The organism is Mucilaginibacter sp. (genome assembly GCF_041088075.1).
In the GTDB taxonomy this organism is placed as follows: Bacteria; Bacteroidota; Bacteroidia; order Sphingobacteriales; family Sphingobacteriaceae; genus Mucilaginibacter_A.
This window is the reverse complement of the sequence record NZ_JBGCVY010000012.1, coordinates 12,557-31,335: the sequence shown is the minus strand read 5'-3', so window position 1 is coordinate 31,335 and position 18,779 is coordinate 12,557. Positions and strand designations below refer to the sequence as shown.

Annotated in this window: 11 protein-coding genes; 4 read left to right on the top strand and 7 right to left on the bottom strand. The window is 40.9% G+C overall.

What is annotated here, in order from left to right; translation table 11 throughout:
• Nucleotides 1-138 precede the first annotated feature (138 nt).
• Both V5804_RS01575 and ctlX read right to left on the bottom strand, forming a co-directional pair.
• Nucleotides 139-1,533: an arginine decarboxylase gene (locus V5804_RS01575; protein ID WP_369589623.1), complete on the bottom strand. Its 1,395-nt coding sequence runs from the start codon at nucleotides 1,531-1,533 to the stop codon at nucleotides 139-141.
• A gap of 75 nt (nucleotides 1,534-1,608) precedes the next feature.
• Complete coding sequence (ctlX, locus tag V5804_RS01570; RefSeq protein WP_369589622.1) at nucleotides 1,609-2,526, bottom strand: citrulline utilization hydrolase CtlX; 918 nt, start codon at nucleotides 2,524-2,526, stop codon at nucleotides 1,609-1,611.
• Nucleotides 2,527-2,661: 135 nt separating this feature from the next.
• Between ctlX and V5804_RS01565 the strand changes: the two genes are divergently transcribed.
• The gene (locus V5804_RS01565; protein WP_369589621.1) at nucleotides 2,662-2,973 is read left to right on the top strand and encodes a hypothetical protein; all 312 of its coding nucleotides are present in this window, start codon (nucleotides 2,662-2,664) and stop codon (nucleotides 2,971-2,973) included.
• On the opposite strand, the gene V5804_RS01560 is transcribed toward V5804_RS01565, so the two are convergent.
• Entirely contained in the window at nucleotides 2,953-4,398 is a 1,446-nt protein-coding gene (locus V5804_RS01560; RefSeq protein ID WP_369589620.1) for an arginine deiminase family protein, read from the bottom strand. The two genes, V5804_RS01565 and V5804_RS01560, sit on opposite strands and share 21 nt — an antisense overlap.
• A gap of 116 nt (nucleotides 4,399-4,514) precedes the next feature.
• On the opposite strand from V5804_RS01560, the gene argS reads away from it, so the two are divergent.
• From argS to V5804_RS01545, 3 genes are all read left to right on the top strand, one after another.
• Complete coding sequence (gene argS, locus V5804_RS01555) at nucleotides 4,515-6,284, top strand: arginine--tRNA ligase (RefSeq protein WP_369589619.1); 1,770 nt, start codon at nucleotides 4,515-4,517, stop codon at nucleotides 6,282-6,284.
• A gap of 266 nt (nucleotides 6,285-6,550) precedes the next feature.
• Complete coding sequence (locus V5804_RS01550) at nucleotides 6,551-9,526, top strand: SusC/RagA family TonB-linked outer membrane protein (RefSeq protein WP_369589618.1); 2,976 nt, start codon at nucleotides 6,551-6,553, stop codon at nucleotides 9,524-9,526.
• Between the two features lie 26 nt (nucleotides 9,527-9,552).
• Entirely contained in the window at nucleotides 9,553-11,043 is a 1,491-nt protein-coding gene (locus tag V5804_RS01545; RefSeq protein WP_369589617.1) for a RagB/SusD family nutrient uptake outer membrane protein, read from the top strand.
• Nucleotides 11,044-11,504: 461 nt separating this feature from the next.
• On the opposite strand, the gene V5804_RS01540 is transcribed toward V5804_RS01545, so the two are convergent.
• The 4 genes from V5804_RS01540 to V5804_RS01525 form a co-directional block, all read right to left on the bottom strand.
• Nucleotides 11,505-14,657, bottom strand: coding sequence for an efflux RND transporter permease subunit (locus V5804_RS01540; RefSeq protein ID WP_369589616.1), 3,153 nt, complete (start codon nucleotides 14,655-14,657; stop codon nucleotides 11,505-11,507).
• Between the two features lie 24 nt (nucleotides 14,658-14,681).
• On the bottom strand, nucleotides 14,682-15,785 hold the full coding sequence (locus tag V5804_RS01535) for an efflux RND transporter periplasmic adaptor subunit (RefSeq protein WP_369589615.1): 1,104 nt from the start codon (nucleotides 15,783-15,785) through the stop codon (nucleotides 14,682-14,684).
• A 25-nt stretch (nucleotides 15,786-15,810) separates the two neighbouring features.
• A complete protein-coding gene (locus V5804_RS01530) occupies nucleotides 15,811-17,103 on the bottom strand; it encodes a TolC family protein (protein ID WP_369589614.1) in 1,293 nt (430 codons plus the stop codon).
• Between the two features lie 313 nt (nucleotides 17,104-17,416).
• On the bottom strand, nucleotides 17,417-18,769 hold the full coding sequence (locus tag V5804_RS01525; RefSeq protein WP_369589613.1) for a sensor histidine kinase: 1,353 nt from the start codon (nucleotides 18,767-18,769) through the stop codon (nucleotides 17,417-17,419).
• Nucleotides 18,770-18,779 lie beyond the last annotated feature (10 nt).

Below are 18,779 nucleotides of genomic sequence, written 5' to 3'. Positions count from 1 at the left end.
GAACAACAGGCATTTGGAGGGCTTTAGCCAAAATTAAGAATAAATGGTTTGGCTAAAGCCAGTATTCTGATTTGCAAAAACCGTTGGCTAAAGCCAACGGCAATTAAAAACGTATTCAAGATTTTTTTAAACAGCTACCTAAGTGGTGTAGCCCAAAATCTTTAACACCTGCTTGCTATTTTGCTCTTCGCCAAAAACATCAAAATTAAAGGTTTCGTCACGGTTTCTGCGGATGATGACATGCTTTGGCGAAGGCAGCAAACAATGGTGGATGCCGCCGTATCCGCTTAAAACTTCCTGATAAGCACCGGTGTTGAAGAAACCCAAATACTGCACTTTACGCGTTTTGGGCATGTAAACACTGTTCATGTGCGCTTCCTGATTGTAATAATCCTGGCCGTCGCACGTGATGCCGCCCAGGTTTACACGCTCGTATTCGGCATCCCAATTGTTGATCGGCAGCAAAACATATTTCTGGTTCAAAGCCCAAACATCAGGTAAATTGGTGATGAAAGAACCATCCAGCATCAGCCATTTTTCGCGGTCGTTTTGCTGTTTGCGGCCCAACACTTTGTACAAAATCCCCGAAGCTTCGGCAACCGTGTATTTGCCAAACTCGGTGATGATATCCGGTTCAATCGTATCGTTTTCGGCACAAATTTCTTTGATCCGGCTTACAATTTCGTTCACCATGTATTCGTAATCGAAATCAAAAACCAGCGAATCTTTAAACGGCATGCCGCCGCCGATATCCAACGTGTCCAAATCCGGGTTGATCTTTTTAAACTTGCAATACAACGTAACGTAGCGCTCCAGCTCGTTCCAATAATAAGGCGTATCCGAAATCCCGGAATTGATAAAAAAGTGCAGCAACTTCACTTTAAAATAAGGGTTGCCTACAATTTTGCTGTTGTAAAAATCAATCACGTCTTCCATCCGCACGCCCAAACGCGAGGTGTAAAACTGCGAGTCCGGCTGCTCTTCCGAAGCAATACGGATGCCGAGGTTGCAAGGCGTATCCAGTTCAACTTCATCATCGTACAGGTTAAACTCTTCCTTATTATCCAAAACCGGGATGATGTTTTTAAAGCCATCGTGCAGCATATCAATAATATACTGTTTGTACTGGTAGGTTTTAAAGCCGTTGCAGATCACGGTCATGTCTTTGCTCAACGAGCCTTTTTTCTCCAACGCATCAATCATCGGCATATCAAAAGCCGAGGAAGTTTCCAAGTGGATGTCGTTTTTTAAAGCCTCTTCCACAATGTGGCGGAAGTGCGAGCTTTTGGTGCAATAACAATATTTATACGAACCGCGGTAATTGTTTTTTACAATGGCCGACTGGAACAACAACTTAGCCTGCTGTATTTTTTTACTGATTATCGGCAGGTACGTAAAACGCAGCGGCGTGCCGTACGTTTCGATCATTTCCATCAGGTTTAAATCGTGGAAATACAATTCATCATCAATAATTTCAAAACCTTCCTGCGGGAAACCCACGCTCAGGTCGAGGAATTCTTCGTAACTCTGCATCTATTAAAATTTTGGCAAATGTGAAGTTTTATACGGAAATTTTAACCATCCGGCCGTAATATTTCTGATTGATTTTTAGCCTTGTTGCGATGCTGTTTTTACCGGCAAAAAAACCTCGGCCATCATGCAGCGCGCACTGCCGCCGCCGTTGCTTTCGATGGTGTTTAAAGGCGAATGAATGAGTTTGCAATAGCGTTCCAAAGTTTCGATCTGTACTTTTGTTAAGGACGAAAAAGCCGTTCGGGACATCACCAATAAACTTTCTCCGGCTTTGGATTGAAGCTGAAGCATGTTGCCCGCAAAAGCGTTCATCTGCGCAAAAGAAATCTCGACCACTTCTTTTCCCGATTGCTGCAATGCTTCTTTTACCGCCTCTTTTTCGGTGTCGTCTGCAATAGAATCCAAACAAATAACCGCAAACCGATCACCGATGCACATCAGAACATTGGTATGATAAATGGCTTTTCCGGCTTCATCTTTGGCATGAAACAAAACGGATTGGTAGCCGGAAATTTTGCAGAACTCATCAATTACTTCAATAGCTGTTCTCGGCGAAATGCAGGCGTAAGCGAGTTTGTTTTCGCGGTCTAAAACCATGCTGCCGGTTCCTTCCAGAAACTTGTCCTGATCTTCAAAATAACTCAAATCGTAAACCTGTTTTGTTTCAAATGCTTCTTTTATCGCATAAAAAACCTTGCGTTCCAGCCTTCGGTTTTCGGCCTGCATCGGGTATAAAAAAACAGAGCCATCTTCGTGAAAAGAAACCCAGTTATTCGGGAAGATGGAATCCGGCGTGTGCGGTTCGGGCGTATCATTTAAAACGGTAACATCCACGCCGTTTTCGCGCAAAACTTCCACAAAAACATCAAACTCCTGCAAGGCTTTTTGCTGAACTTCGGTTTGTTCGCTTAGCTTTTGGAAAGCATTGCTTGCCGCCGTTTGCTCGTTAAAAGCAAAGTTTATTGGCCGAACCATGAGGATGTGTGCTGTCATTATTTTTTCGTTGATGGTAATAAAGTTTTCTTTTTAGTGTTTAACTTGTGCAAACAGACTACTATGCTGTTTACGTGCCTTGAAAATGTGAAAAAGATATTGCCGGATTAAAACCTGGCAAAAAGCAGAACGAAAATGACCAAAATTATTATCCAACCGGGAAAATACCGTGGTTTGTACCAGATCATCCTTTTACAATGCCGCCGTTTTTTTGTTGTGCAATGGTGGAAAGCCGTTAGCATTACAGAACACCACGAAGAAGAAGCGGTTTCAAAACTGTGCGAACTAATTAAAAAGTACCAGGTAGAACCCTGCGCCATTTATGATTGGAGCATTGACGAATATTACCGCGAAACCATCAAAAAAACGGTGAAGGAAACCATCAAAAAACCGTTTGCAAATTTTGCAGAACCAATAACAGGCAATTTACAGCTCGGCACGGAATAACGGCATACTCATACAATGAAAACCGCCGCGCGCACGCGAAAGTTCGGCAGAAGGAAAAGTGATGATGGTGTTGCTGATGTTTTCGGTCTGTAGTTCTCCGCGTTCCAGTTTTTTAAGCAAATCTGCTGCTTTGATTACGATAAAACCTTGTTGTTTAAACGCTTGCAAGGTTTTATCGTTTCGGTCGTAAGCCAAAACCACGCCTTCTTTTAGCGCCAATAAATTGCAGCCGTCGGTCCATTGCTCGCGCGAATCGTGCGGGAAAATGTTGTTGCCCGAATAAATAAACTGGGTTTTTTCCTTAAAGCCCAATTCTTTTTCGCTAATTTCAGAAAGTAAATCTTCCAAACGTTCATATCGTTTTGGCGTTTCGATCCTTCCATTTTCAAACTGGATAATTTCCGGCCGGTCTGGTTTTTTAATGTCCATCAAATGCGTTAAAGGCAGTTGCTGCGGATTATTTTGTTCGGGATTAAAAAGCGAAGAAAGCAAAACCCATAACCCTTTTTTTATCTGGGTAAAAACAGTATCCAGGTGCATAAAATCGCGTTTGTGCGGAATTTTAATCACCGTTACTTTTTGAACCACGTTTTTCTCAAACAACAATTTAATCACGTTGCTTGCGGCCAAAGGCGTTGTCCGTTCGCCGCAACCAATCAATAAATGGTTTTTGCTCACCATCATCACGTCGCCGCCTTCCAGCGTATTTTGCTGGTCAATTTCTCCTTCGGGGATTAAAAAATGTTCTTCGGTTTGCGGCACTTCAATGATATTTTGCCGGTAAGCTTCAAAAAAAGGATGGTTAAAAAAGATGTATTTGCACAACAACGCCTCACGCGAACGTGCTTTACGGGCTGGTTTGTTCAATAAAATATAGTTGTTAATGGTTGTGCCCAAATCGCGCGTAAAAATCAAATTGGGCAAAGGCGCGAAAAAAATCTTTCCGTCGGGCAACGTTCCCGAAATAAAAAGCGTGGCCAAATCCGCCGAAGGCAAATCCATTAAAGTTTGCTGTTGCTGGTAATTGCAGTTTTCTGTCGCACAAACGGCAGCGATCAATTGCTGCCTAACGGTTTGTCCGTCCAAAATTTCTTTCAGCAAAATTTCCAGTTCGATTACTTTTTCGGAAGCATAAAAACCGGTTTTGTTGGGTTTGTAAAAATTACGCGTGCTGTTTTTAGCATCTATTTCCTGGATTTTACCTTGAATTAAAGCCGGATCCAGAAAGTAAAGCAAAACCTTGACATACAAATCGTACTCTTTTTTGCGGATAGTTTCGAGGTGAACGATGTCTTCAAAAAGCCAGTCCTGCGCTTTGGAAGGGATTACTTTTCCTAATCCTTTGTCCGGGCTGTGAATTAAAATCCGGTGTAAATCGCCAATTTCAGAACTGACTTGTATTTGAAAAGTGTCTTTTTGAAGCATATAAGTTTTAAGTGGACAAGCAAATCTACCAGAATATTTAGAAACGGTTTCGATGCTGTTTTTATCCACCTAAAATTAGTGTTCCGCAAAAATTCTCAATTGTGTAAATTCGCGCTATGGATTTTATTTTAGAAGCTGCCGTTCGTGCCGTAAAAACTTTGTTTGCAACTGATATTGCTGCCGAAAATTTAAGCTTGCAGCAAACCCGAAAAGAGTTTGAAGGCGATGTAACGCTGGTTGTTTTTCCGCTGACAAAATTTTCAAAAAAATCACCCGAACAAACCGGAACTGCCATCGGCGAATTTTTGGTGAACGAAGTAGAAGCGATCGAGTCGTTCAACGTGATCAAAGGCTTCTTAAATTTGTCCCTTAAAAACAGCTATTGGCTGGCTATTTTTTATCAGCAAATTAACCAGCCAAACTTTGGTACTTTTCCTGCCAACGGAAAAAAAGTAATGGTAGAATATTCTTCGCCAAACACCAATAAACCGTTGCATTTGGGCCATGTGCGTAATAATTTGTTGGGATATTCGGTTGCCGAAATTTTAAAAGCAAATGGTTATGAAGTGATCAAAGCCAATTTGGTGAACGATCGCGGCATCCACATCTGTAAATCAATGCTGGCCTGGGAAAAATTTGGGAACGGGGAAACGCCTGAAACTTCGGGTTTAAAAGGCGATCATTTGGTAGGAAAGTATTATGTGATCTTCGATAAAGAATATAAAAAACAGATTGAAGAATTAAAAAACCAGGGCGAAACGGAAGACGAAGCCAAAAAGAATGCATCGTTGATCCGCGAAGCGCAGGAAATGCTGCAACAATGGGAGCAGGGCAACCCGCAGGTAATTGCTTTGTGGAAGGAAATGAACGGCTGGGTTTACGCTGGTTTTGAGGAAACGTACAAAAAATTGGGCGTTGATTTTGACCAGTATTATTACGAATCGAATACGTATTTATCTGGAAAAGACATTGTTGAAGAAGGTTTGGAAAAAGGTGTTTTTTTTAAAAAGCCGGATGGTTCGGTTTGGATTGATTTAACGGCCGATGGTTTGGACGAAAAATTGGTTTTGCGTGCCGACGGGACTTCGGTTTACATGACGCAGGATTTGGGAACCGCGCAGTTAAAATACGATGAATACCAAACCGACAAAGCCATCAACGTGGTGGGCAACGAGCAGGATTACCATTTTAAAGTACTGTATTTGATCCTGAAAAAGTTAGGCCGAAGCTGGGCCGGAGGTTTATACCATTTATCGTACGGGATGGTGGATTTGCCTTCCGGGAAAATGAAATCGCGCGAAGGAACAGTGGTGGATGCCGATGATTTGATTGCAGAAATGGAAGCCACTGCCAAAGAACAAACAGATATTTTAGGAAAAGCAGCCGATTTCCCGGAAGCAGAAAAACAGGAATTGTACCATGCGATTGGCATGGGCGCGCTCAAATATTTCCTGTTAAAAGTAGAACCTAAAAAACGTTTGTTGTTCGACCCGAACGAATCCGTGGATTTTCAGGGAAATACCGGACCTTTTATCCAATATACTTATGCGCGAATCCGATCGGTTTTAACTAAAGGCGGTTTCAAAACGGATACTGTTTTTATGCCGGTAAAAACAGTATCGCCGGTAGAAAAGGATTTGATCGTACAGTTGGAGCAATATCCGACTGTTTTAACGGAAGCTGCTAACACTTACAGTCCCGCTGTGGTTGCCAACTACGTTTACGAACTGGCCAAGCTGTACAATAAATTTTACCATGAAGAAAGTATTTTAAAAGCAGAGGAAGAGGCGGTAAAACAGTTTCGGTTAGCTTTATCTGGAGTTTCGGCGAAAATAATCAGTGCCGCCATGCTTTTGTTAGGAATAAAAGTTCCTGAAAGGATGTGATTTTTGTAAAAAACAAGGAATCGCAGGTTGATTTTATTTATTCTGATGCTTTTTCTTCATAAATCTCTTCTTTAATAGAGTGTGGATGTTTAAAGCTTCATTAAAAATTTATTCCGGTAATAAAAGCTGCTTTTCCTTGCAACAATAATTACTAATTAATTAGTTCGGTATAAATTTGTGATTTTTTTATTTATTTTATTACAAATTCTTCACTTAATAAATTTTTTTATATTTTCGGAGATTACTTTAACTAAATAAAATAAAGCATGAAGCAAAAATTACTTATTTTTTTTCTTTTCGGGTTATTTGCATTGAGCAGTGCATTTGCGCAGAACAGAAAAATTTCGGGAAGAGTGACTGGGGCTGATGATGGGCAGCCGTTGCCAGGAGTGTCGGTTATGGTGGAAGGAACTAAAATTGGATCGATTACTGGTAGTGATGGTGAATTTTCTCTATCTGTTCCTAATGATGCCAGAAGATTGGTATTTACTTTTATAGGTTTTATAAAAAAAGATGTTCCAATTCCTGTGTCAGGAAGAGTTGGTGTAAAATTAGCCAGCGACAATCAACAATTAAATGAGGTAGTAGTTGTAGGTTATGGTACTGGTACAAAGGCATCTAATGTTGTTGGCCAGGTTGCAACAGTAAGTGCAAGAGATATTGAGAATAAACCAACAGCAAATACTTTTGATGCCTTACAAGGTAAAGTAGCTGGTTTGCAAATCTTTACTTCTTCTGGTGAGCCTTCCGCAGTATCTTCAGTAAGGATAAATGGTTCAGGTTCTTTAAGTGCAAGTTCCACTCCCTTATATGTACTGGATGGAATTCCTGTTGATCAAAACTCAATTCTAAGCTTAAATCCTAATGATTTTGAAAATATTTCTGTTTTAAAAGATGCCTCTGCCACTTCGATTTATGGTGCACGTGCAGCTAATGGTGTAATTTACTTAACTACTAAGAAAGGTAACGCAAACGCACCTGCACAGATTGATATAACCAGCCAATATGGTATATCAAAACTTGCAAACCTCGATTTCTTTACCCGTTTCATGAATTCACAGCAGTTTTTAGATTTTCGTTTAGCTAGTGGTCAATTAACCCAAACACAAGTTAATACTATAAAAACTACTTATCCCTATAATACTCAGTGGTATAAAACATATTATAGAAATAATCAGCCAACCTTTCAGTCAACAGCAACAGTGTCCGGTGGCGGTGGTAAAACAAGTTACTATGTGTCAGCCGGATATTTTAACCAAGAAGGTTTAGCGTACCGTTCTAAATACGAACGCTATACTTTACGTTCAAATGTAACTTCAGTAGTGAACGATTGGTTGCAATTTGGTTTAAATATGGCAATAGGTAGTGATCAAAGACAAACTAACCCTTACACAAGTAACAGTACTAATCGTGGTTTAGCTTTACTAGCAGCACCATATTATTCACCAGTTGATGCTAATGGTAATAAATATACTTATATTCCTGGTTGGAACCGGTACAATCCGGAGTACTTAGCAAACGAAACCCCAAGTCCAACCAATCAAATAACATTTAACCCAACTGGATACATTCAACTTACTCCAATAAAAGGTTTAACTATCAAAAGTCAAGCTGGTTTAGATGCTTATGATCAAAGAATAACTACTTCAAGATTGCCTTCATACTTAGGGTCATTGAACAACGGTTCTCTTGGTGAAGGTTTTATAAGAAGTATAACCAGAACGATTACCAATACTGGTGAATATAAATTTAATATTCGTACCAAAAATCATGTAACACTTCTTGCTGGTCAGGAATCTATTGATAATACTTATACAGCTTTTTCGGGTTCTTCAACTGGTCAAACCGATGATCGTTTGTTATTGCTTAATAACGGACCTACTAGTATAGCGGTAAGTTCCGGCAAAACAGAATATGCATATCATTCTCTTTTTGGGAGAGTAAGTTACGACTTCAATTCCCGTTACTTTGTTGATGCATCTATTCGTCAGGATAAATCTTCACGTTTTGGTGTTAATAATCGTTCAGCTACTTTTTGGTCTGTAGGTGGCTTATATAAAATCAGTCAAGAAAACTTTTTGAAAAACGTTACTTGGTTAGATGATTTATCATTAAGAGCAAGCACTGGTAGTACCGGTAACTCTGATTTTGGTGTAACCAATCAAAACTATTTAAGTTATCAAACAGCAAGTACCAACACTTATAATGGTGGCACAGGATTTAGTATTAGTACACCTGGTAATCCTAATTTAACTTGGGAAAAGCAACAAAATACCACTTTTGGTTTTTCAGCATCTTTTTTCGATAGAATCAGACTAGACATTGCACATTATAAACGTGTTACTACCAATATGTTAGTTAGCGTACCATATCAATATGTTGTGGGTTTTTCAAGCGTTTATAACAATGTAGGTAAATATCAAAACACTGGCTGGGACGTTACCCTGGATTTTGATGTTTATAAAAATAGATCTAAAAGAGCATACATTACTCCTTATCTTAATTTCACCTCAAATAAGGATAAAGTTCTTAGTTTATTTCAAGGTAAAGATTATTGGGTTCAGTCAGGTACTGGTGTAGCTTGGGTAATCGGACAACCAGTATCTTTTGTGTACCCAATATTTAAAGATATAAATTCGCAAACTGGTTTGCCAGAATGGTATTTACCAAATGCTACCAGTCCTGGTATGACAAGGAAAGATGGTAGTGCAATAACTTCAACATTTAGTACTGCTGCACTACAGCAAAATACAGGTATTCGTCTTAATCCTAAAATGACCGGTGGTTTTGGTTTGAACGCTGGCTATCAAGGGTTCACATTGTTAGCCCAATTTAGTTACGCACTTGGTAAAAACTTAATCAATAACGATAGGTACTTTTTTGAAAACCCTAACCAGTTTGTAGGATACAACCAATGGGCTACCATATTGGATTATTGGAAACAGCCCGGCGATGTAACTACATTTCCTAAATATGGTGTACAGTTCACTCAATTCGATTCCAGATTGATTGAAAATGCAAATTTCATGAGGTTGAAAGTACTTACTTTAGGTTATAATGTTCCTGCATCAATCCTTAAAAAAACTAATGTAATTAAGGGTATTAATATTTTCTTAACTGGCCGTAATGTATTTACCGTTACCAAATACACAGGCCCAGATCCGGAAGTTGATTCTAACTTAGCTTTAGGTACCAATCCTAACACAAAACAATATACGGTAGGTTTAGGTCTCAAATTCTAATAAATGTTGGTATTAAAAATATGACAATGAAAAACATAAAAAAAAGTTTAATTGCCACTGCAATTTCTTTAACAGTACTTTCATCCTGCAAAAAACTTGATCTATATCCGTATGATTCTATCGAGGTTAGCACCTCATTTAAAACAATAAAAGATGCGCAATCTTGGGATGCTGGACTTTATGGTATATTAAGAAGTACGGCATATGGACCATATGTAGTTAGCCAGGATGTACAAGCAGATCAATTAAATGCATCATTAGATTACGGAAATAGAAATGGTTCTCCACATAGATGGGGAGATTCTTTTTTGGCTGATGACGGTGCAATTGTTACTGCATGGTCGGGGTATTATTTTGCAATTGCAAACATAAACACTGCTTTAGCCGGATTTGATAACATATCTACCACCGGTACAGCTGATGCTGCCACATTAGACAAATATAGAGGTGATGCTTATTTAGCAAGAGCTTATTATTATCATAACTTGATCATAAGATTTGCAAAACCTTATGAATCAGCAACCGCAGCTACAGATTTAGGTGTGCCAGTCCTAACCAAGTACGATTTAAACGCATTACCTGTTCGTGCAACAGTTAAACAGGTATACGATCAAATTATTTCTGATATAACTAAGGCCAAAACCCTTTTAGCAAATACAACGGGTACACAAGGCTCAAAAACTTTTACCCTTGATGCAGTTTTAGCTTTAGAAGCAAGAGTAAGATTACACATGCAAGACTGGGCCGGAGCTTATACTGCTGCTAATACCATAATTACTAGTAATAAATATCCTTTGATATTAAATGCAACTACATTTAAATCTTATTGGGCTACAGACGGTACTGTAGAAGATATTTTACAGTTAAATGCAAATAATACAACCGAGGCTGCAAATACTAATAATATTTATTTAGGATATCTTCCTGGAAACGGGCTTTTTGATCCTGATTTTATTCCATCTAAATGGGTAATTGATTTTTACTCAAGTTCAGATATTCGTAAATCTGTGTATTTTGATACTAAAACAGTATCCATATCTGGTAATACAGTTTCGGGTATCATACTAGTGAATAAGTTCCCCGGTAACCCAACTTTATTTACCGGGGCTAGTACCAACTATGCTCAGGCACCTAAAGTATTCCGTGTTGGTGAAATCTATTTAATTGCTGCTGAAGCTGCTGCTAAAGCTGGTAATGCCGCAAATGCATTGGCTGCACTTAATTCTTTGCGTGTAGCACGTGGTATAGGTTCAGTTTCATCATCAGGTACATCCTTAATTCAAGACATTAAAGACGAGAGATTTCGTGAGCTAGCCTTTGAAGGCTTCCGTTTATTTGACCTAAAGCGTTATCATGAAGGATTTACAAGGCATGATCCTCAAAATCTTAACATCATTAACATAGGTGCTAACTATAATACTTTATCAGTACCTGCTGACGCTGCTAAGTTTACATGGGGTTTACCAACTAATGATCTTATTATTAATAAGAATTTGGTACAGAACCCAGGATGGTAGTATTAAGGTTTTTCAAATAGTGTAAGAGACTGTTTCAAAAGAACAGCCCCTTTTTGTTTAAGTAAATCTGCTATTTGTAATTTACGAAATATGGAAAATAGAAGTTAATTATTGAAGTCGTTTAAACTTTTTTCCGACCATCCTTTTTAGGTTGATGCTTCTTTTACCCTATAAAAAATTGGTGCCTGTAACAGCCTAAATAAGTTAAAAACTAGGTAATACCAATTTTTATAGGGTAAAAGAAGCATGGTAAATAAATATAAATTGAATAAAATTTAAACAGGCTCTTAATGCTATAGAAAAAGTTAACTTTGATAAAAAACCGGCTTTTTCGTTTCATTCTTAATAGCCTTATCTGCTCACCGCTTCAATCTTTTGCAACAATTTCTTCCTGTTTTTCCATTTTTGTGTTTTAGCTACGGTAAAAGAAGCATATCCACCAAAAATAAACGACACTTATCCTACCGCGTCGTTTCATCCGTTTTCCGATAAGCCCAGCCAAAAATCAGCGGGAAAACCCATAAACTAAATACCATGGCACAAAGGATGCCGCCAATAACAACCCGGGCCAAAGGCCGGGAGCTTTCGGAGCCAATGCCATGCGAAACGGCGGCCGGAAATAAACCAATGGCGGCCATTAGGGCAGTCATCATCACCGGCCTGATCCTGGAATTTACGCCTAATTTGAGGGAGGTGTACAAAGATTGGTGCTGGCCTTTAAACCTGTCAATATTCTGCTTAAACACGGTGATGAGCAGCACGCCATCCTGGATACAAATGCCAAACAAGGCAATAAAACCAATACCGGCAGAGATACTGAAATTGGTGCCGGTGATCAGCAAAGCCAGGATGCCGCCTACAATGGCAAAAGGCACATTCAGGAACACCAGTGCGGCATCTTTAATATCGCCAAACATAATGTAAAGCAGTAAAAAAATTAGGGCCAGGCTGATGGGGACTACCTGGGTCAGCCGCTTTTCTGCCCGTTGCTGGTTTTCAAAATCACCTTGCCAAGCCAGGTGGTAGCCACGTTTTACTTTAACCTTAGCGGCTACTTTTTGTTGCGCTTCGGCAATGGTACTGCCCATGTCCCGGCCGCGTACAGAAAATTTGAGGGTAGCATAGCGTTCGTTCGCGTCCCTAAAAATTAAACAAGGGCCTGTTTTCTGGCTGATTTCCGCTATTTCTTTAACCGGCACTTTTGTCCCGCTTTGGGTAGGCACCAGCAGGTTTCCTATGTCTGTAGGTGTTTTTCTGTAGGCTTCGGGGATACGGATGCGAATATCAAACGTCCGTACGCCTTCGTATAAAGTAGAGGCTGCAGTGCCACCGATAGCCATGGATATGACTGAATTGGCATCAGCGGCAGACACGCCGTACTGGGCCATTTTTTGCTGGTCGAGTTTAATGTCCAGTTCGGGCAACCCGATGCTTTTTAATACGCCCAAATCTGCAATACCTTTAACCCCTTTTAGCACATTATAAACTTCGGTAACTTTTCCTTCTGCATAGTTTAAGGAATCACCGTAAACTTTTACCACGATAGAACCCTTTACGCCGGAAACCGCTTCTTCCACATTATCGCTTATGGGCTGGGAAAAGTTAAGGTCGGCACCGGGAAGTACGGCCAACTTAGCGTTCATCTGCTCGATCAGTTCTTCTTTCGTAATTTTAGGCTTCCAATCATCTTCCGGGTACATCACCACATCAAACTCGTTGTTATAAAATCCGGCTACATCCGTACCATTATCTGGCCGGCCGGTTTGGGATACGGCATATTGCACCTGCGGAAAAGACATCAATATTTTGCGTACCTGTTTTGATGTTTCTACGGATTTATCCAGCGAGATGCTATAAGGCAACTGGACCCTCAGCCATATTGAACCTTCATTCAGCTCCGGCAAGAACTCGCTGCCTAAAAAACTGAACGAGAATAAGCCTACTACCATAGCAATTAGCGATGTGAAAACTACCAATGTTTTAAACCTAAAAGAAGTAGTAAACCCGAAAAGCATAAACTTTGTAAGGTTATGTACAAAAGGGTTGTGCTTTTCGTGTACGTTTTTATTAAGAAGCAGGCTGATCAGGACAGGTACTAAAGTAAGCGTGGTGATTAATGCACCCAGCAAAGCAAAGCCTAATGTAAAAGCAAGCGGCGAAAAAAGTTTGCCTTCTACTTTTTGAAAGGCAAATACGGGCAACAGGCCAGTGATGATGATCAGCTTGGCAAAAAATATTGCCTTGCCCAGGTTGGCGCTATTGTTTTTGATCAGGCCGAGTTTGATCTTTTTGTTAAACCGGTCCATTCCCATCGTTGCGGCTTCATGGTCTAAGATTACAAACATACCTTCCGTCATTACAACGGCGCCATCTATGATAATCCCAAAATCTACTGCGCCAAGCGAAAGCAAATTTGCCGACATGCCCATCAGGTGCAGGCAAATAAATGCAAACAACAGTGCCATAGGGATAATGATAGAAACGATAAGCGTAGTGCGCCAGTTAAACATAAAGATGGATACCAGAAAGGTTACCAGCAATATGCCTTCGATCAGGTTGTGCAGCACGGTGTGAGTTGCAAAACCGATAAGGTTTGAGCGGTCGTAATAGGGCACAATTTTGGTATCTGCCGGCAAAACTTCATTGTTGATCTTGTTGATCTCGGTTTTGAGGGCGGCCAAAACTTCGGTCGGGTTTTGGCCTTTTCTCATCACGATAATTGCCTCTACTGCGTCTGCATCGTCAATTACCTTTCTTTTGCCGTTTTTATCAATTACCGCATCGCTTCGGCCTACCCATCCGAGCCGAGGCACATTTGATATGGATACGGTTGCCACATCGTTCACAATTACAGGCACGCCGTTGTTGTTGCTTACCACAACATTCCCGATCTGGTTAATATCCTGCAACAACCCTAAACCCCTTACCGCAAAAGCTTGGTTGTTCTGCACGATCATGTCGCCGCCAACGTTGATATTTGTTTTCTGGATAGCCGTAAACACATCCAAAGGGGTGATGCCGAGTGTGGTCAGTTTGCCCGGGTCAACCGTTATTTCATAAGCTTTTGTTTTGCCGCCAAAACTGTTGATGTCGCCAATGCCCTGGATAGCCCTTAAACGGCGGTCTATCACCCAATCCTGTATGGTTTTTAACTCCCTTACATCTCTTACAGAACTTTTCAGCGTGTACCTGAATATTTCGCCGGTTGGGCCTACCGGTGGCTGTACGGATGGGCTAATGCCGGTGGGCAAAGCAGCATTGGTCAATAAATTGTACACTTGCTGCCGGGCTTCCTGGTCTGTTACGTTGTCTTCAAAAATCACCTTGACATAGCTTAGGCCGAAAATGGTGGAAGAACGAAGGCTGGTTTTCTTTTGTACCGCGTTTAGGGCAATCTCTATCGGGATGGTTACCAGTTTTTCAACCTCTTCTGCGCTTTGGCCCGGCCATTGGGTAATAATGTCAACCTCGGTATTGGTAACATCCGGGAAAGCTTCAATCGGCATTTGCATAAATGTAACGATGCCTGTAATTACCAACGCAGCTGCAAGAAATAGGATAAGGTATTTGTTTTTTAACGAAAAGCCAATGATACCTCTGAGGACTTTTATCATTTCTGTTTGTTTGAGGATGAAAAATTAGCTGTTCAACGAGCCGTAAATAAGGATGGCATTTGATGTGATTACCCTTTCGCCGGGCGCCAGGCCGCTTTTGATGTAGGCCGTGTTTCCATTCGTGCTGATCAAATCTACCGGCCTGATCTGTACATCTTTTTCACCTTTTATCACAATAACATAATACTGGCTGTGGTCAAAAACAAGGGCATGGCTCGAAACAGAGATGGATTGTTTGTTTTCATTATTGTTCACACTTACCGTGGTAAACATTTGGGGCTTTAGCAGGTAGCCCGGGTTGTTTAAAACCACCCTCATTTTCATCACTTTGGTGGTCGGGTCAATCACGTTCATGATCTCGTTTATACGGCCCTTAAAAACCTTGTCGGGATAGGAAATTGTAGTTACATCAACAGGGTCGCCCTGGTGCACCTTGCCGATATTTTCTTCGTAAACGTTGGCTTGTACCCATACATTTTTCAGATCGGAAATGGTAAAAAGGCCTGTACCGTTGTCCGTGCGGATGGCCATGCCGTTCGTTACGTTTTTTTGCACGATAAAACCCTCGATCGGTGCTTTAATTACATATTCGCCGTTCGGGTTGTTGCCGTTGATGCTTAATATCTTTTGCGCTGCAGTTCTGGCCGCCACTGCTTGCTGGTACGCAGATTCTGCATTGGTTATGTCCACCTGCGATGCCAGGCCGCTGTTGTACAAGTCTTTTTGCTGTGATAATTGCCTGGCTGTCAAACGCACAGAAGCTTGGGCATCAACCAGTGCAGAGTTGTAGTTGGCAACCTCCGCACTTTTGATAATGCCCAGGGTTTGGCCTGCGTGTACATAATCCCCCGGCATTACATTTACGTTTTGCACGTTCCCGCTAACTAAAGGAAAAACATTAACTACATTGTTGGTATTAAAATCTACAATGCCGTTAAATTTTAAAACGTCAACAATGTTGGAGGTTTTTACAGTATCAATGGCGAGTGTCCGCAGCAAAGAATCAGGGATCACATAAGGTGCCCTTGCATCACTGGCGGTATCGTTTGATTTACAGGAAAACAAGTTTAATAATACAAAGCAGATAGCTGCCGTATGGATGCTGTTTTTAAGGGTACTTTTTTTCATGAAAATATATTAGAAAAAATAGTTGCTATTGATTGAAGAAAGGTGTGCCGGTAACAAAATTGAGCTGCTCTAACGAGGTAACACGGCTAAGCCCGATGTTATTTAATTGCAGCGTGTTGGTTTTGTAGGAATCATAAAAATCCAGGAACTCGAGCAGGCTGATGTTCCTTTTCTCGTAATTTTTAAACACTTCCTCAATCAGATGGGTAAAATCACCTTTAAACCTGGGGTCAAAACTGTTGTAAACCGTTTCGTACCGAAGCGCCACTTTGTAATTGGTGGCCACATCGTTCTCTACCAGGTTTTGCTGGTTTTGCAACTGAAATTTACTTTGGTCTATCGCTATTTTGGCTTGTTTAATGGCGCCCTGGTTTCGGTTAAAAAACGGCAGATTAAACTCAATCCCGCCACCCAGATAATTATTGCCATAGGAGCCAAGCCGGTCAAAATTAAGCGACAGTGAAAAATCAGGCACGGCAATGGCTTTCTGCAAGCTCAAATTAGTGCTGTTATAGGCTACTGTTGTTCTTGCCAGTTTAAGGTCGTACCGGTTTACATAGGCCGAATCCAACAATTGCATGTAGGGTACACTGGCTACAATGGTTTTGCCGCTATACATACTTTCATCAACCGAAGGAACGATATATACAGCCGGGGAAGCCCGTATCAGCATTTTAAATTCGCTTTGCGTAGTATCAATGTTAACCTGTAGGTTATTGTATTCTACTTGTAACGAGTACAATTGCGACTGGATGCGCAACACTTCCTTTTCGGCAATGTTGCCTTTTGCGTACTGCTCCCGAAAAGCGGTTAAGAGTTTTGACAGTGAATTTATTTCCTGGTTATAAACCAAGGAAGACTGTTCCTGAAAATAAATACTGTAAAAATCATTTCTTAAAGTAAATTTAAGGGTGCGCAGGAAATCAAAAAACTGGTACCGCGCTTGCTCCACGCCAATTTTTGCCAACTGTATATTTTTGTTCCGCTTGCCGACGGTTGTAAAAAGCTGCGAAAAATTAAAAGAATTTTCTTTAAAGGCCGGCCCCTGGCTAATATCCGTGGCATAGATGCCGTTTGAATAATTGAAATCAGGGTTAGGAAATAATTTTGCAGTGATAATTGCAGCGCTGGCATTGTCAATGTTATAACGCTGGGCAATCAATTGAAGGTTGTTTTTTAAAAACTGGTCCTCCGCCTGTTTCACCGTTAATTTTAAAGTATCGGTAATTGGCAGCGGTGATTGGGCAGCGGCAGGTTTTACGGCAGCTATCAACCCAAACAAACATAAAAAAATAGCTGCTATTGATTTTCTATGCATCTTCAGTATATTTTCGACAAAATTACGGGCCAAAAAGAAGCGCAAGATTAAACCGGGATTAGAATTTCAACCAGTTGTGCAGATAGAAGACGGCCTGTTTCCGGTTAACTTATGTATGATGCTTCTTTTATGCCCATAAATTCGGTGGCCGAAATTATACCGGTACAAAAACCACACTGATTTTTATATGGTAAAAGAAGCATGGTAAATATTGAAGGCAAAACTTAAAGCGGCTTACAAATCAGGCACCAATTTTATGGCATAAAAGAAGCATCGGGTTGATCAAACAAAATTTAAACAGGCCGAAAGCTTGTTAAAATGTGATGGTAAAAACCGTGCCCGCACCTACAACAGAATTAAAGCTGATCTTTCCGTTGAACAAGCGCACCACTTTATCGGCAATGTACAGCCCGATGCCGCTGCCTAAAAAGCCATAAGCATTTTCGGCCCGGTAAAAAGGGTTAAAAACATGGTTGCGGTTTGCTTCCGGGATGCCAATCCCCTGGTCTTTTACTTGTATTTGCATCCCTTTTTCATCGGCGGCCAGCGTAAGCTGCACCGGTTTATGGCCCGAAAACTTAAAAGCATTGCCGATGATATTGTTGAGGGCAATAACCAGCAACTGGCGGTTTACCGATAAATGAAGGTAGGTTTCGTCTTCCGGCAGTTTTTGCATCAAAACGTTCAGCATGTTTTTGCCATACTTTTCGTTCCAGTAATTTTGCAGCTCCCAAATTAAATCATCCACCCGGATAGTTGATTGCTCGGCAATGGTATAATCTGCATCCACCTGGGCCAGCTCCATCAAACTGCTGATGGTTTCTTTTAAATTCTCTGAATGGGAGAGTACAGACCTGAGCAGCGTTTTGTATTCTTCTTCGCTTCGGGGATGGTACAAGGCAACCTCAATCTCCCCGATAATGCTGGTAACCGGTGTCCGCAGTTCGTGCGAGGCATTGGCAATATAAGTTTTTTGCATTTCAAAAGCGTTTTCCAAATGCTCCAGCAACTGGTTAAAGCTAAATGCCAGCTCGCCGATCTCGTCCTTGCTGTTCCCTTCTTTTACCCGCAGGTTTAAGTTGGTCGCCTTGATGCGCTGCATTTGCTTCACTACTTTTTTAAGCGGAAGCAAAGCCTCCTGTGCAAACCACCTGCTGATCAAAAACAAACCGATGCCAACCGAGATAAACAGAAAAAACATGATTTCCCGCATCTGTTTCAGCCGGTGCAGGCCTTCCAAATCTTTTGCCGATACCAGGATCACAAAATTGCCCTGGTTGTCTTTGTAATAAATGCCTACGGTTTGCCTGTCGCCTTCCACAAACTGCATGTAGTTGTTTTTTCGTACCTGGTTGATGATGCCCGAAGCCCAGTACTGCAGTTTATCCTGGATAAAAGCAGCATTGTTGTCGCTGTTGTAAATCCTGACAACCTCGCCCGGCAGTTCGTTAAGGTAAAGCACTCGCACTTTGTTAAGCGAATCTGTAGAAATTTCGTCGGCTTCTAAATAAAGCCTGGCCGTAACCGTTGCCCTTTCCTTTAAATGGTTATAAAAATCATTGCGGAAAAACACAACAAAAGAAAGATAGATGGCAATAAAAACAGCCAGCAATACCCCGGAACTGATGAGGGTAAAATAAAGCGAGAGGCGGTTTTTGATCTTCATTGCCGGTAAT